The following is a 12,760-nucleotide window of genomic DNA, read 5'->3' on the forward strand; positions in this document are numbered from 1 at the left end:
GCTGTCAAGAAGTCTGACGCGAAGGATGCAGGAGTCCACCATGCCCGACTTGCCACCGCGCCCCGCGGACGCCGTCCTGCTGGAGCCTCACGGGGCCCGCTGCTTCGGATGCGGACCGGACAACCCCGCCGGCCTGGCGATGGAGGTGTTCCGGGTCGGTGACGAGGTGATGGCCGACATCCGCTTCGAGCGGAAGCACGCCGGCGCGCACGGCGTCGTCCACGGCGGCGTGCTGGCCTCGGCCTGCGACGATCTCGTGGCGTTTCTGCTCTACGTTCTGAACGAGCCGGCGGTGACGAGAAGCCTGACGGTCGACTACATGGCGCCGGTACCGGTCGGCGAATTGCACCGTCTGGTGGGCCGGGTGGCTGCCCGCGACGGGCGCAGGGTCATGATGTCGGCTCGGGGAACGGCGGCGGACGGCTCGGTGCGGTTCTCGGCCGAAGCGGTGTTCGTCACGGTGGACCTGTCGCATTTCGAGCGGTTCGGCTCCGGTGGTGGCGAGGACGCGATCGCCCGCTTCCGCGCGGCGGTGCCCCAGACGATGGCGGAGGGGGCCTGATGGGCGGATCACTGGTGGCGGGGTACCCGCACCGGCTCGGGGGGCACTGTGGCTCCGGGGCGCTGCGCGACCTGCTGGAGTGGGCCGGGCTCAGCTACGGCAGCGATCCGCTCGGTGAGGGTTTCGTGTTCGGCGTGGGCGGCGCCCTGAGCTTCAGCTACCTGCGCGGGCCGGGCCTCGGAACGCCGTTCTACCTGGTCGGTCGGGGCTCGTCGCTCACCGAGCAGCTCTGCGGGCGGCTCGGCATCGAGCACGAGTTGCGGGCGACCGATGATCCCGACGAGGGGTGGGCCTGGGTGCGCAATGAGCTCGACGCCGGCCGCCCGGCCCTGTGCTGGGCCGAGATGGCCGAGCTGCCCTACCTGCGGGTGAAGATGCGGATGAGCCGCCACGACATCGTCGTGATCGGCTACGACGACGACGCGGGGACCGTCATGGTGGTGGACAACGACCGGCCCGAGCCGCAGACGATCAGCCGCGCCAACCTGGCGAGGGCCCGCTCGGCCCGCGGGTTCCCCATGCCGACCCGGCACACCTGCTTCCGGCTGGGCTTCCCCAAGAGCCTGCCGGACCTGCGGGCCGTGGCCGGTTCGGCCTGCGCCGACGCGGTCCGCGGAATGACGGCGCCGGCCCCTGCGCTGGGTGACGGTGTGGTGTCGGCCGCCGGCGTCGACGGGGTGACGGCGTTCGTGGCCGACCTGGACCGCTGGTTCGCGGAGTTCGACGGGCCGGAGCTGGAGAAGGCGCTGTTCACCCTGCGGGTGTTCGTGGAGAAGGCCGGCACTGGCGGCGGGCTGTTCCGCCGCCTTCAGGGAGAGTTCCTCGCCGATCTCGCCGGGCAGATCCCCGATCCGGTGGTCCGCGCTGCGCGCGACGTCTACCAGCAGATCGCGGCGACCTGGTCGGCGGTGGCCGCGGCCGGGCTGGGGGACTCCCCTGCCCCGGACCGCCTCGCGGCGGTGCGCCACATCGCAGCCGCACTACCTGCCCTGGAACGCGAAGGGGTCGAGAAGTTGGCAGAGGCGGCGGAGGGGCTGGCGCCCTGACCGCTCACCCCTTCCGCTGGGTCTTCTTGTCCAGGAACCGGTCGGCGTAGAAGAAGCTGCCCCGGGACGCAGCGCTCGCGGCTGCTCCTCGACCGCGTCGACCATCGCCGGCGGGCCGCAGACGTAGGCGTCGCACGACGCGAGCAGCTCGGCGAGCAGCCCGGCGATGACGTCGGTGACCATGCCGCGGGCCCCGGTCCAGACCGAGTCGGCCGATTCCTCCGAGAGCACGGGGACGAACGTGTAGTCGGCGTCCCAGGACCCGGCCAGCGTCTCGGACTCCTCTAGGCAATACAGGTCGCGTGTGCTGCGGGCCCCGAAGATGAACAGGAGCCTCGCGCTGGACGCCGTCGTCGCGGGTGGCCTCCAGGATCGACTTGATGGGGGCCCAGCCCACTGCCCCCGGCGACGCACAGCACGGGCACGGCCGACGGGCGCAGCCCCAGGTTCCCGAACGGTCCGACCACTCCGAGTCTCGTGCCCGTCCGGTCGTCGGCGAAGAGCCACTCGGTGAACTCGCCACCGGGGGTCCGGCGGACGAAGAAGGCGAACTCGTCCTCGGGGCGGTCGGCCGCGCCCGTGGCGAAGGAGTAGCTGCGCGGGCCGGACAGCCCCGGGACGCTCTGCTCGACGTACTGGCCCGCCGAGTAGGCAACGGCTCGTTGACCCGGACGGTGACCTCCAGGATGTCGTGCGTGAGTTCGCGCCGCGCCACCATCTCGACGTCGGTGTGCACCAGCGGATGGCCGGGCATGTCGGCGAGGTCGGCGACGTCGAGCTCGACGGGCCCGCGCGCCAGCGACTGGCAGGGGAGGATGAAGCGGTCCTTGAGTTCCTGAGACGACAGCGCGATCGGGGAGTCGGTGATCTCCCGGACCTTGCCGCTGACCAGCCGGGACTTGCAGGTGCCGCAGGTACCCACGGTGCAGCTGTGCGGGAACGGGATCTCGCCACTCGGGCCAGCCGATCCTCCGGTTCTCGTCCATCGCCATGCGCTGCTCGTCGGGGGAGGCAAACCCCGTATCCCAGTCCTGCAGCCACGGCTTGGCGATGTAGCTCGTCCACAGCGGGGGCACCAGCGCACAGACGAAGCAGAGGAAGGCGCTCGGCATCTGCGCACTGTTGGTGCGCCGGGCGCCCGGACCCTGCCGTAGTGCTCGAGGTAGTTGAAGCCCTCCACCAGTAGCTTGGAGAAGACCATCGTCGCGACGCCGACGAGCAGCCCGGTCCAGCCGGCGAAGTACAGCACGGTCGCGCACAGGACGGCCAGCAGCAGGATCTCGGCGTACACGTCAGCGCGCGGGCGGAAGATCGTGAGGTCGCGCTTGCGCAGGGAGCGGACGCTCGTGACCAGGCCGTCCTTGCCGCCCTTCCAGACACCGTACGAGGCCTGCAGAATGAAGGCGTAGATGGTCTGGCCGAGCTTGTGCCCCACGTCGCGATTCGGGTCGAGGTACACCGTGTTGAAGATCGATCTTCGACACCGCGGCCGGGAACCAGTGCCGCCGGTGCATCAGCTCGCGGGAGATGGGCAGGTTGGTCACCGCCCCGATTCACCCGACCGCAGCGTCGTGCCGGCGACCTGCTATCCGCTCATCGCGCCGGGTGCACCGGAGCTCTGTGCCGTCGTGCCGGTCGGGCTCGTCGCTCAGGTCTGGACGGGTGCGTCGCCCGTCGTCTCGCGGACACTGTCCATCACGTGCGCGATCAGCCGGTAGGCCGTGGTCGGGTCGCGCAGCGGCGCGTCGGCCAGCCCGTCGAGGTCGGGCATGGCCCGGGCGGCGTAGGCGTCCGCGTGCAGGATCGGGACCAGCTCGGCCTCGGTTAGCAGCAGGTCCACCGTGGGGAAGTCGCCGCTGATCTCCCCGTCGGTCCATGTGATGTGCACAAGGCTCCCGTTGCGTGAGCCCTTGACGGTGAAGCTGGTCATCGCCGCACCGTCATCGCTGCACCCCGACGGCCTGCCACACCTGCAGCAGGGCCTCCTCGTCGGACAGACCGCTGTCCCAGCCGTAGGGCTTGGCGAAGATGAACGTCTGCGGCTCGGGGTAGGTCGCGTCGCTGGTGTCGTACATGGTGACCGAGACCGATCGTTCTCCGACGGCCACGAAGAAGAACTCCCTGTAGTCGGATAGCGCCACCTCGAACAGCGACACCTTCGGGTCCGGCCGGGTCACCTGGACCCGCCACCCGCTGCGCGCGCGGGTCAGCAGCGGGTCCGCGGTACTCATCAGAGGAACCGCCGGTTCGCGGTGTCGGCGGGCACCTCGATGCCCATCGCCTCCACAATCGGGCGGGTGTCGGCGATGTACTCATGGCGCAGGTCCTCGTTGTTCTTGGTGCGCAGGCCCCAGCGGACGTAGGCGTCGGAGAAGTCCGAATCCGAGCGGCCGAACATGTCGAGCGCCGCCGGCCACCAGATCTTGATCTTCTCGTTCGCCTCATCGAGGCCTTCGGGCGTCGAGCAGATGCGCTTGAGGTTGCTCATGCCGAACGTGGCGTGGAAGACCTCGTCCTTGTGCAGTCGCTCGGCGACGGACAGCAGCGGCTCGTAGGGCACGCCCTCCCAGGTCTCGCCGATGTAGCAGCCCACCCGGTCGCCCAGGCCGTTGAAGTAGGCCAAGTCGCAGAACGTGTCGATGGGCAGGTGGAACAGGTACTGCTTGATCGGTGCGTCGATCGGACCGACGCCCAGGCCCTCCAGGATCCGGGCGGTGATCACGCCGTGTTCCACCTCCTGGGCCATGAGCTTCGCGAAGGTGGTCTTGAGCCGCTCAGTTGGGCACAGCGTCATGCAGCTGTTCCAGAGCTTGCCGAGCAGTTCGGTGTAGTGGGGGTTGGTGGAGTTCTCCAGGTGATGGCTCAGCATCCGCACCAGGAGCTGGTGGAACTCCTCCGGCATGTCGGGATCGCCTTCGCGGTAGACCCGCTGCGGCGCCTCGGTGACCGTCACCGGCACTCCTTCCATCGTAGTGACGTGGACCATATCCACGACCCTGGCGTTTCGTCAACCGACGGGTCGGGCGAATTAAATGGTGGTCACCTCTTGACGTGCCTGCGCCCACCCAGACATTCTCCCGACCAAGGGGTTGGGCAAAACGTGGCCCCCCAGCGACACGGAGGTCGACGTGGACGAAGGCGCAAAGGGGCGCACCCTGGCGGAGGCGGATCTGGCGGTCACACCGGAGCTGCTGGTCCGCCTGACCGGTGCGCTCGGAACCGACAGCGGGGCACGAACCGCCACCCTGGTCCCCTCGTTCGCCGCGACGGTCGGAGGCGAGACCACGGTCGTGGACGGCTTGGGAATGGACCTGTCGCGGGCGCTGCTGGGCGGGCTCGGCTACGAGTGGGAGCGACCTTTCGTCGCGGGCGAGACCGTGCACGTCCGGGTCACTGTCGATGACGTGTTCACCAAGGGCTCCAACCAGTTTGGGGTGGTCGTCGCCGAGTACACGGGCAGCGACGGCGCCCTGGTGCAGCGCCAGTCGATCACCTTCGTCGAGAGGGTGGCCCAGGCGTGAATATCGAGGAGTGCACCCGAGGGCCGGTGAATCGGGTGCAGATCGCCCGGTACGCGGGCGCTGTCGACGACTACAACCCGGTGCACGTCGACGAGGAGTTCGCGAAGGCCGCCGGCCTGCCCTCTGTGATCGCGCACGGCCCGCTGACCATTGCCCTCGCTCTCGACGCCGTCGTCGCGCAGCTCGGCCCGGCTGCGTTGCGTTCGGCGACTGCCCGGCTATCAGCCCCGGTGTTTCCCGGCGATGTCTTGCTTGTCGTCCCCACGGACGCCGGCGTTGAGGTCAGGAAGGCCAGTGGAACGGTCGTCGCTACGGTGGCGCTCACGCTCGCCCCGGCCGCGGACGGTGCCTGATGGGCTACGAGCACCTCATGGTCGAGGAGCGCGCGGGCGGGGTCCGCGTGCTGACGTTGAACCGCCCGGACCGGCTCAACGCGTGGAACTCCCGGATGCGCTCGGAGATGCGTGATGCCGTCGAGGACGCCGCCGGTGACCCGCAGGTCCGGGTGCTGGTGCTGACCGGGGCCGGTCGCGGGTTCTCCGCGGGCGAGGACGTCAGCGAGATGGGCGACCTCACCGCGATGGGCACGCGCGGGTTCCGCGCACTGGCCCGTGGCATCCACGACGTGTTCGACACGGTCGAGGCCATGGAGGTGCCGGTCATCGCGGCGGTGGAGGGGGTCGCCGCGGGCGGCGGGTTCGAGCTCGCCCTGTCCTGCGACTTCCGGGTGGCCGGGGAGAGTGCCCGGTTCGTCATGCCCGAGGCCAAGGTCGGCCTGATCCCCGGCTCGGGCGGCTGCTCGAGGCTCGTTCGCCACGTCGGGCTGGGACGGGCGAAGGAGCTCGTGATGCTCGGCGGCACGCTGCGCGCGCCGCGAGCCCTGGAGCTGGGGCTGGCCACCGAGGTGGTCGCCGACGGCGGCGCGCTGGAGGCCGCCGTCGCCATGGCCGGCCGGCTCGCCACGATGGCGCCACTGGCGCTGGGCATGGCCAAGCTCGTGCTCAACACCTGTACCGATGTCGACGCCGAGACCGGGCGCCAGCTGGAGCGGCTGGGGCAGAGCGTGCTCAAGACCACCGAGGACCACCGTGAGGGCGCGCTGGCATTCCTCGAGAAGCGCCCGCCGCAGTGGCAGGGCCGGTAGGGGACACCATGACCGCACCGGAGAAGGCCCGGTTCTGGAACGCGCCGACCCAGACCGCCCCGCGCGAGACGCTCGACGCGCTGCACCTCGAACGCATCCGCCACCTCGTCGGCTGGGCCTACGAGAACTCGCCGCTGCACCGTCGCATCTACGACGCGGCCGGGGTCAAGCCCGCTGACATCCGCACCTGGGACGACTACCACCACAAGCTGCCCTTCACCGACAAGCCACACTACGTGGCCGACCAGGAAGCCAGCGCCGACGGGTTTGGCGGCATCGCCCGCGGGCCGGAGACGTGGCAGCAGTACTTCCACACCACCGGCACCACCGGCCGGTTCCTCAACGAGGCCTTCACCCACTACGAGCTGCACAAGGCGGGGTCGCAGTACTGCTACGGCATGTGGGACCACGGGATCCGGCCGTCGGACTCGATGTACTTCTGCTTCGACTTCGGTATGTGGATCGGGCTCTGGAGCTTCTACTGGGGCGCCCGCAACCTCGGGCTGACGATCGTCTCCGGCGGCGGGGCGACCGGTGTGCAGCGCGTCCGGCAGATCCTGGAGCGGCGGCCCACCGTCGTCTGCGGCACGCCTACCTACCTGCTGCACCTCGCCGAGGTGGCCAAGCGCGAGGGCCTCGACGTCCGCGACGCCGGGGTGCGCATGCTCGCCGGTGGCGGCGAGGCCGGCTTCTCCATCCCCGCCACCCGCGACCAGCTGAAGCGGGCGTGGGGGGCCGAGCAGGTCTATGACGCCTACGGCGTGGGCGAGGCACTGTTCATCGGCCAGTCCTGCAACGAGTGGGGCGGCGGGGTGCACGTGATCGAGGACGTCTGCCACTCCTACTCCGTCGACCCGGCGTCCGGCGAGCCTGTCACGTCGTCGGACGCGGTGGGCGAGCACGTGCTGACCAGCTACACGCATTTCGCGCAGCCGTTCATCAAGTACCGCACCCACGACCTGGTGCGCATCGACGATGCCCCCGACCACGGCTGCGGCTGGACGTGGAAGCACATGCCCGGCACCGTGCTCGGCCGCGCCGACTTCATGGTCACCATCCGTGGCGTCAACGTCTACCCGACGGCTGTGGAGAACCTGGTCGGCGAGGTGGCGGGCCTGTCCAACCACTACGAGCTGCACATCAGCCGTGTCGACGGGATGGACCGCATGCTCGTGAAGGTGGAGGCCGCGACCCCGGGAGCCGAGGCGGCGGACCTGGGCCGCGCGCTCGGTGGGCACCTCCGCGAGAGCCTCGGCGTCCGGCTCGAGACCGAGGTCCTCCCGAGTGGGGCGCTGCCGCGCTACGAGCTGAAGACCAAGCGGATCTTCGACAGCCGGTCGGTCGACGAGCGGCCCACCGTGACGTTGGGAGGGAACCTGTGACGACCGTGCAGACGCCGGCGCAGGCGGCCCCGCCGGTGCTCGGGTTCCTGCCCGACCTCCAGCGCGAACGGCTCGTCGCCCTGCGGGCGGGCCTGCTGTCCGAGCAGGCCGCCGCGGTCAGCCCGGCCGTTGGGAGGGCGCTGGAGATGGCCGACGCGTACCTGTTCCTCGCCCTGGGCTACCTGGGCCACACCGACGAGCTGTTCCCGGGGGAGTCGGGTCCGGAGGCGTCGCCGCCGTGACATCAGCCCGCGCCGAGATGGACCGCTCAGGTCCCGGGAGCGGATGAGTGGGCGGGGTCGTCTCGCGCACGAGGTCGTGGCGGTGCAGTCGCAGAGCCTCGTCGAGTGCCTCGCCGTCGCGGTGACGTACCGCGGACACGATCCCCCGGTGTACATCGATGTTGTGCCGCAGGAGGTCATCGGTGCCGCCGACAAGGACCGCCCGCACGAGGCCGGCGTCGATCAACGTCACGAAGGTCTCGTGCACGTCGGCGAGTACGGCGAGTCGCGACGCCCGGGCCAGCGCCCGGTGCAGGCGCAGGTTGGCCGCGAGGTAGCCCCGCCGCGTCGGTGGCGCGATGCATCTCGTCGAGCGCCCCAGTCCATGTCGCGCATGTCCTCGGGCCCGGCGCGGTCGAGGGCCATCCTGGTGAGCAGGTCCTCGAGATGGGAGCGGGCCTCGAACAGCTCCGACGGATCGCGGCCGGTGTCGGAGAACCACAGGTCGAGCCTGCCCAGCCGGGCGTGTGGGGCAGGGAGGCGACGAACTCCCGCCGCCCGGTACGGACCTCGACCAGCCCACGGTCGCGCAGGATCCGCAGTCCCAGCGTCGTGCCCACCGCCAAGGCCATGCCCGCCAGGACGATCGAGTGCACACCCACGCGATCGCGCTCACCCTCCCCGTCCTGTCCGGCCACCCCGGCCGGTGGCCCCTGGACGGAGCGGATCGACGAGACTAGCGCCCGCATCCTGCTCGCCGGGCGCCCGTACGGGGAGATCGACAACCGGTGCTGGTCGGCGGAGCGCCGTCTGGCCGCTTGGCCGAGTGGACGTCGAGGGCATGGCGGCGCAGCTCGTATCGCCGATCCCTGTGACGCTGTGTCACGGCGAGCCCGCCGACGGGACCGTCGTGCTGGCCGCCGCCCAGAACGAGTTCTTCGCGGAGCTGGTCGGGCCGGGCGGCGGCCAGCTGTTCGGCCTGGGTGCCGTCACAGCGGCCTGGGGATCGGGTTCGACGTGGGGATGCCGGGCGAGGCCGCTGCCGCGTCGGCAGCCCTGCTCATCAGCCGGGAGCGGCGGCCCGGGATGCGGCTGTGCCTCGCCCACGCCGGCGGGGCACTGCCGGCGGTGCTGCCCCGCCTCGACCGCGGGGAGCTGCTCGTAGGCCGCGCGGGCGAGCGCCTACCCACGGTGCGTGCCCGGGACCTGTGGTGCGACTCGCTGGCCTACGACGCCGACAGCCTGAGGCGTGCGGTCGCCCGGTTCGGTCCCGGTCACGTCGTGCTGGGCACCGGCTACCCGTTCGCCGCGCTGGAGACCCCTGCGTGGCCGGCCTCGACGGCCTCGACGACGACCTGCGCAGATCCCATCGGTCGTGACAACGCACTGGACATGATCGCCGCCATCTACCGGGATAGCGCGGTCCACGACACGGGAGGCCCCTCGTGGGCGAGATCCTCGGCCTCGGCCTGACGCACTGCCCGCCGCTCGCGGTCACCGACGAGCACATGGCCGACATCCTGCGGCACGCTCTCGGATCCGGACATCCCTGCCGAGCAGAAGGACCCGGCGAACTGGCCGGAGCGGATGCGCACTGACTGGGGCGACGACGGCGGCACTGCGGCCGCGACACGGCACCGCGCCGAGCTGGCCGCCGGATGGCGAGGTGCCGCGAGGCCCTCGACGCGTTCGCGCCCGACGTCGTCCTGGTATCGGGCGACGACCAGTACGAGACCTTCCGCGAGGAGGTCGTGCCGTCGTTCTGCCTGATGGCCTACGAGGATATGGAGATCCGGCGGCCGGAACCGGCCGGCTCGCGCGGGGTGCCCAACCCGTGGGGCCGCCCGTTCGACATGCCGATGCTGATGCGCCGCGCTCCCGATATCGGCCGGGAGGTCGCGTGTCGCCTGCTCGACGCCGGGTTCGACATCGCCTACTCCTACCGCAAGCCCGAGGGCGTGCCGTTCCCGCACGCGATGGCCAACACTCAGCTCGACCACGACAACGCCGGCACCGAGTTCCCCTACCCCGTGCTGCGGATGGCGGTGAACTGCTAGGGCTGGCGCGTGACCGCCGGCAAGGGCGCCATCGCGAAGTTCGCCGACATCGCGACCGAGCGGCTGGACCCGCCTGGCCCCACACCGGCGCGCTGCTACGCGCTCGGCGCGGCAGTGCATCGGCGTTGGGCGACGGGCCGCACCGGGTGGCGCTGGTCGCGTCGTCGAGCTGGTGGCACGCGTTCCTCGTCGACCGGAACTGGCACCTGCGCCCCGACACCGCCGCTGACCGCGCCCTCTACGAGTCCCTGGCCGCGGGTGATGTTCGAGGGGAGCAAGTCATGAACACCACCGTGGTGGCCACCGAGCTGGCCGGGAAGTTCGTCGACGTCGGCGGGATCCGCACCGTTACCTGGAGGCCGGGGCCAGCGCGCGGACCGTCGTGCTGCTGCACGGGTCGGGCCCGGGGTGAGCGCGTGGCCGGACGGGGCGGCTCACCATGCCGGTGCTGGCCCGGGACTACCGGGTGCTGGCCCCGGAGATGGTGGGCTACGGCGCCAGCCGCGGCCCGCCGACATCCGTTTCGGTGTGGCCACCTGGCCCCGCAAGACCCTCGGATGGGACAGCCCGGCCCAGCGCCTCGCCATGCTCCTCCGCACCAGGGCCAGGACACCAGTGTTGCGATGATCCCCAGAATCCGCCCACACACTCAACTGCCACGATCGTCGCAACGCGGTCAGGCCGCCCTCGCCGCGGCGTTCACCGAGCGGTCGTGTCGCTGACCGGTGCGGGCATTCGGGTCAGCGTCCGCAGCGAAGCCGAGCCGCCACCGAGCCAGCCGGCCAGCGATCGCCCGGCGTCGACCACGTGGCGCTCGGCGACGGTCCGCGACCGGGCCGCATCGCCCTCGGCGAGGGCGGTGATGAGGTCGTCGTGGTCGGCCAGCGAGTGGTCCTCCTGGGCGGGCATGAGCTCGAAGAAATTGGACGGGACGACGCGCACGGCCTGCCGGATCTGGGCCTCCAGTCGGGGTGATCCGGCGGCCAGGTGGATGCGGCGGTGCAGCCGCCAGTTGGCGTCGACGATCGCGGCGCTGCCGGCGCTCGTCGCCACCTCGCAGGCCAGCGACCGGAGCTCGGCAACCCCCGCGGGGTCGATGCGCTCGGCCGCCCACTCGGCGGCCTTGCCGGCCAGCGCGCCGAGGATCGCGAAGCTGTCGAGCACGTCCTGCGGACCGATGCCGACGACCGTGACCCCGCTGCGCGGCGCGACGCGAACGAGTCCCTCGAACGACAGTTCCAGCAGCGCCTCCCGGACGGGGGTGCGGCTGGTGGCGAACTCCTCGGTGATCGCGTCGATGTCCACCCGGCTGCCCGCGGGCAGGACCCCGGTGAGGATCCGGTCCCGCAGTTCGCGGGCGGCCCGTTCCCGGACGGTCCCGGAGATGCCGAAGTCACGTCGCGTCACGCGGTCACACTACATCTGATACTTGAAATCTGGCATATCAGATGTGAGAGTGCAGGGATGGCTCCACGCACCGACAAGATGTCGCTCGTCGCGTTCATGCAGGCCGGCAGTACCTCGGTGTACGCAGGGTCGTGGCGACACCCCGCCACCGAGCACGGCTACCTCGACGCCTCGTACTACGCCAAGATCGGGCGCCAGCTCGAGGAGGGCTGCTTCGACCTGATGTTCTTCGACGACCGGCTCGCGATGCCGGGCATCTACGGCGGGTCGGTGGCCGAGGCCGTGCGGCACGGAGCCAGGCCGGTCAAGCTGGACCTCTCGGTCGTGCTGGGGGTGCTGGCGCAGGCGACGTCGAGGATCGGGCTGGGTGCCACCTACTCCACCACCTACTACCCGCCGTTCCACGTGGCGCGCACGTTCGCCACGCTGGACCACCTCTCCGGTGGTCGGGCCGCGTGGAACGTCGTGACCTCGGTCAACGACAGCGAAGCGCAGAACTTCGGCGTCCACGCCCACCTCGGTCACGACGCCCGCTACGACCGCGCCGACGAGTTCCTCGACGCCGTGGCCGGACTGTGGGACACCTGGGAGGACGGCGCGGTCGTCCACGACCGGGAGGGCGGGGTCTACGCCGACCCGTCGAAGGTCCACGAGCTCAACCACCACGGCGAGTACTTCGACGTCCGCGGGCCGCTGACGGTGCCACGCACGCCCCAGGGACGCCCGGTGATCATCCAAGCCGGGTCGTCGGGCCGCGGCCGGGAGTTCGCGTCGCGCTGGGCCGACCTGATCTTCACCGGCGACCCGGGCGTCGAGGTCGCGCGCAGCCACTACGCCGACCAGAAGGAGCGCATCGCAGCGGCCGGGCGCGATCCGGGCTCGGTGAAGCTGTGCCCGATGGCCTACGCGGTGGTGGGGGAGTCCGAGGCGCATGCCAAGGAGCGCGAGCAGGTGTTCCTGAACGACCTGGTGCACCCCATGGCGTCGCTGACCCTGCTCTCCGAGCTGATGAACTACGACTTCTCGGTGCACGACCTCGACGACCCGGTCACCGACGAGCTGATCGGGTCCGTCTCGGGCATCCGCGGCCTGGTGCAGAACCTGCGCACGCACATCGGCGGCGATACCGTCACCGTCCGGGACCTCGCCGGGCACCGTGCCACGCTGCTGCAGGGCCCGCGGTTCGTGGGCACCGGCCCGCAGGTGGCCGACCAGATGGCGGAGTGGTTCCACGGCGGCGCGTGCGACGGGTTCGTGCTCGCGGCGACGCACCTGCCCGGGGCGTTCGAGGACGTGACGCGCATGGTGGTGCCGCACCTGCAGCGCCGCGGCCTCTTCCGCACCGCCTACGGCGGCCCGACGCTGCGCCACCACCTCGGTCTCGAACGCCCCACCGCCGTCGTCTGACCGTGCTCGCCCG

The 12,760-nt window shown here is 71.0% G+C and carries 16 protein-coding genes and 2 pseudogenes; 10 read left to right on the top strand and 8 right to left on the bottom strand.

The window, feature by feature from the left end; all coding sequences use genetic code 11:
* The first annotated feature begins 25 nt into the window (after positions 1-25).
* Complete coding sequence (locus BGP03_RS09115) at positions 26-562, top strand: PaaI family thioesterase (protein WP_296368853.1); 537 nt, start codon at positions 26-28, stop codon at positions 560-562.
* The gene (locus BGP03_RS09120) at positions 562-1,608 is read left to right on the top strand and encodes a BtrH N-terminal domain-containing protein (RefSeq protein ID WP_296368852.1); all 1,047 of its coding nucleotides are present in this window, start codon (positions 562-564) and stop codon (positions 1,606-1,608) included. The genes BGP03_RS09115 and BGP03_RS09120 overlap by 1 nt, the downstream gene beginning before the upstream one ends.
* Here the strand turns inward: BGP03_RS09120 and BGP03_RS35810 are convergent.
* From BGP03_RS35810 to BGP03_RS09135, 6 genes and pseudogenes are all read right to left on the bottom strand, one after another.
* Positions 1,543-1,938: a hypothetical protein gene (locus tag BGP03_RS35810; RefSeq protein WP_363093470.1), complete on the bottom strand. Its 396-nt coding sequence runs from the start codon at positions 1,936-1,938 to the stop codon at positions 1,543-1,545. The two genes, BGP03_RS09120 and BGP03_RS35810, sit on opposite strands and share 66 nt — an antisense overlap.
* Positions 1,893-2,522: an FAD-binding oxidoreductase gene (locus BGP03_RS35815; protein ID WP_363093472.1), complete on the bottom strand. Its 630-nt coding sequence runs from the start codon at positions 2,520-2,522 to the stop codon at positions 1,893-1,895. The genes BGP03_RS35810 and BGP03_RS35815 overlap by 46 nt, the downstream gene beginning before the upstream one ends.
* Positions 2,414-2,809: pseudogene (locus tag BGP03_RS35820) on the bottom strand (2Fe-2S iron-sulfur cluster-binding protein); the annotation flags it as partial. The pseudogene BGP03_RS35820 and the gene BGP03_RS35815, both read right to left, overlap by 109 nt.
* 447 nt (positions 2,810-3,256) lie before the next feature.
* Positions 3,257-3,538, bottom strand: a complete 282-nt coding sequence (locus BGP03_RS09125) for a hypothetical protein (RefSeq protein ID WP_296368849.1) — start codon at positions 3,536-3,538, stop codon at positions 3,257-3,259.
* Between the two features lie 10 nt (positions 3,539-3,548).
* A complete protein-coding gene (locus tag BGP03_RS09130) occupies positions 3,549-3,839 on the bottom strand; it encodes a hypothetical protein (RefSeq protein ID WP_296368848.1) in 291 nt (96 codons plus the stop codon).
* On the bottom strand, positions 3,839-4,561 hold the full coding sequence (locus BGP03_RS09135; RefSeq protein ID WP_296368846.1) for a Phenylacetic acid catabolic protein: 723 nt from the start codon (positions 4,559-4,561) through the stop codon (positions 3,839-3,841). Before BGP03_RS09135 ends, BGP03_RS09130 begins: the two co-directional genes overlap by 1 nt.
* A gap of 175 nt (positions 4,562-4,736) precedes the next feature.
* On the opposite strand from BGP03_RS09135, the gene BGP03_RS09140 reads away from it, so the two are divergent.
* The 5 genes from BGP03_RS09140 to BGP03_RS09160 are packed head-to-tail and all read left to right on the top strand — an operon-like array spanning position 4,737 to position 7,897.
* The gene (locus BGP03_RS09140) at positions 4,737-5,129 is read left to right on the top strand and encodes a MaoC family dehydratase N-terminal domain-containing protein (protein WP_296368843.1); all 393 of its coding nucleotides are present in this window, start codon (positions 4,737-4,739) and stop codon (positions 5,127-5,129) included.
* Positions 5,126-5,482, top strand: a complete 357-nt coding sequence (locus tag BGP03_RS09145) for a MaoC/PaaZ C-terminal domain-containing protein (RefSeq protein WP_296368841.1) — start codon at positions 5,126-5,128, stop codon at positions 5,480-5,482. The genes BGP03_RS09140 and BGP03_RS09145 overlap by 4 nt, the downstream gene beginning before the upstream one ends.
* Positions 5,482-6,273 (top strand): enoyl-CoA hydratase/isomerase family protein, encoded by a 792-nt coding sequence (locus tag BGP03_RS09150; RefSeq protein WP_296368840.1) that lies wholly within the window; start codon positions 5,482-5,484, stop codon positions 6,271-6,273. Before BGP03_RS09145 ends, BGP03_RS09150 begins: the two co-directional genes overlap by 1 nt.
* 8 nt (positions 6,274-6,281) lie before the next feature.
* Positions 6,282-7,655: an AMP-binding protein gene (locus BGP03_RS09155; RefSeq protein WP_296368838.1), complete on the top strand. Its 1,374-nt coding sequence runs from the start codon at positions 6,282-6,284 to the stop codon at positions 7,653-7,655.
* Positions 7,652-7,897 (top strand): hypothetical protein, encoded by a 246-nt coding sequence (locus tag BGP03_RS09160; protein ID WP_296368835.1) that lies wholly within the window; start codon positions 7,652-7,654, stop codon positions 7,895-7,897. Before BGP03_RS09155 ends, BGP03_RS09160 begins: the two co-directional genes overlap by 4 nt.
* A 94-nt stretch (positions 7,898-7,991) precedes the next feature.
* On the opposite strand, the pseudogene BGP03_RS35825 reads toward BGP03_RS09160, so the two are convergent.
* Positions 7,992-8,552, bottom strand: a pseudogene (locus BGP03_RS35825) (FCD domain-containing protein); the annotation flags it as partial.
* Positions 8,553-8,899: 347 nt separating this feature from the next.
* Here BGP03_RS35825 and BGP03_RS09165 point away from each other — a divergent pair.
* Together BGP03_RS09165 and BGP03_RS09170 are read left to right on the top strand one after the other, a co-directional pair.
* Positions 8,900-9,349, top strand: a complete 450-nt coding sequence (locus tag BGP03_RS09165; RefSeq protein WP_296368985.1) for an amidohydrolase family protein — start codon at positions 8,900-8,902, stop codon at positions 9,347-9,349.
* Between the two features lie 185 nt (positions 9,350-9,534).
* Positions 9,535-9,933 (top strand): hypothetical protein, encoded by a 399-nt coding sequence (locus tag BGP03_RS09170; protein ID WP_296368834.1) that lies wholly within the window; start codon positions 9,535-9,537, stop codon positions 9,931-9,933.
* Positions 9,934-10,632: 699 nt separating this feature from the next.
* Here the strand turns inward: BGP03_RS09170 and BGP03_RS09175 are convergent.
* Positions 10,633-11,340, bottom strand: coding sequence for a GntR family transcriptional regulator (locus tag BGP03_RS09175; protein ID WP_296368833.1), 708 nt, complete (start codon positions 11,338-11,340; stop codon positions 10,633-10,635).
* A 57-nt stretch (positions 11,341-11,397) separates the two neighbouring features.
* Between BGP03_RS09175 and BGP03_RS09180 the strand changes: the two genes are divergently transcribed.
* On the top strand, positions 11,398-12,747 hold the full coding sequence (locus BGP03_RS09180) for an LLM class flavin-dependent oxidoreductase (RefSeq protein WP_296368831.1): 1,350 nt from the start codon (positions 11,398-11,400) through the stop codon (positions 12,745-12,747).
* The last annotated feature ends 13 nt before the right edge of the window (positions 12,748-12,760 follow it).

The organism is Pseudonocardia sp. 73-21, from assembly GCF_001899645.1.
Taxonomy (GTDB): Bacteria; Actinomycetota; Actinomycetes; order Mycobacteriales; family Pseudonocardiaceae; genus Pseudonocardia.

Bases quoted from the DNA above. Each gene is read 5' to 3' on its own strand.
- BGP03_RS09125 (WP_296368849.1), bottom strand. From the start codon at position 3,538: ATGACCAGCTTCACCGTCAAGGGCTCACGCAACGGGAGCCTTGTGCAC.
- BGP03_RS09165 (WP_296368985.1), top strand. From the start codon at position 8,900: ATGCCGGGCGAGGCCGCTGCCGCGTCGGCAGCCCTGCTCATCAGCCGG.
- BGP03_RS09170 (WP_296368834.1), top strand. From the start codon at position 9,535: ATGGCGAGGTGCCGCGAGGCCCTCGACGCGTTCGCGCCCGACGTCGTC.
- BGP03_RS09120 (WP_296368852.1), top strand. From the start codon at position 562: ATGGGCGGATCACTGGTGGCGGGGTACCCGCACCGGCTCGGGGGGCAC.
- BGP03_RS09130 (WP_296368848.1), bottom strand. From the start codon at position 3,839: ATGAGTACCGCGGACCCGCTGCTGACCCGCGCGCGCAGCGGGTGGCGG.
- BGP03_RS09150 (WP_296368840.1), top strand. From the start codon at position 5,482: ATGGGCTACGAGCACCTCATGGTCGAGGAGCGCGCGGGCGGGGTCCGC.
- BGP03_RS09155 (WP_296368838.1), top strand. From the start codon at position 6,282: ATGACCGCACCGGAGAAGGCCCGGTTCTGGAACGCGCCGACCCAGACC.
- BGP03_RS09180 (WP_296368831.1), top strand. From the start codon at position 11,398: ATGGCTCCACGCACCGACAAGATGTCGCTCGTCGCGTTCATGCAGGCC.
- BGP03_RS09115 (WP_296368853.1), top strand. From the start codon at position 26: ATGCAGGAGTCCACCATGCCCGACTTGCCACCGCGCCCCGCGGACGCC.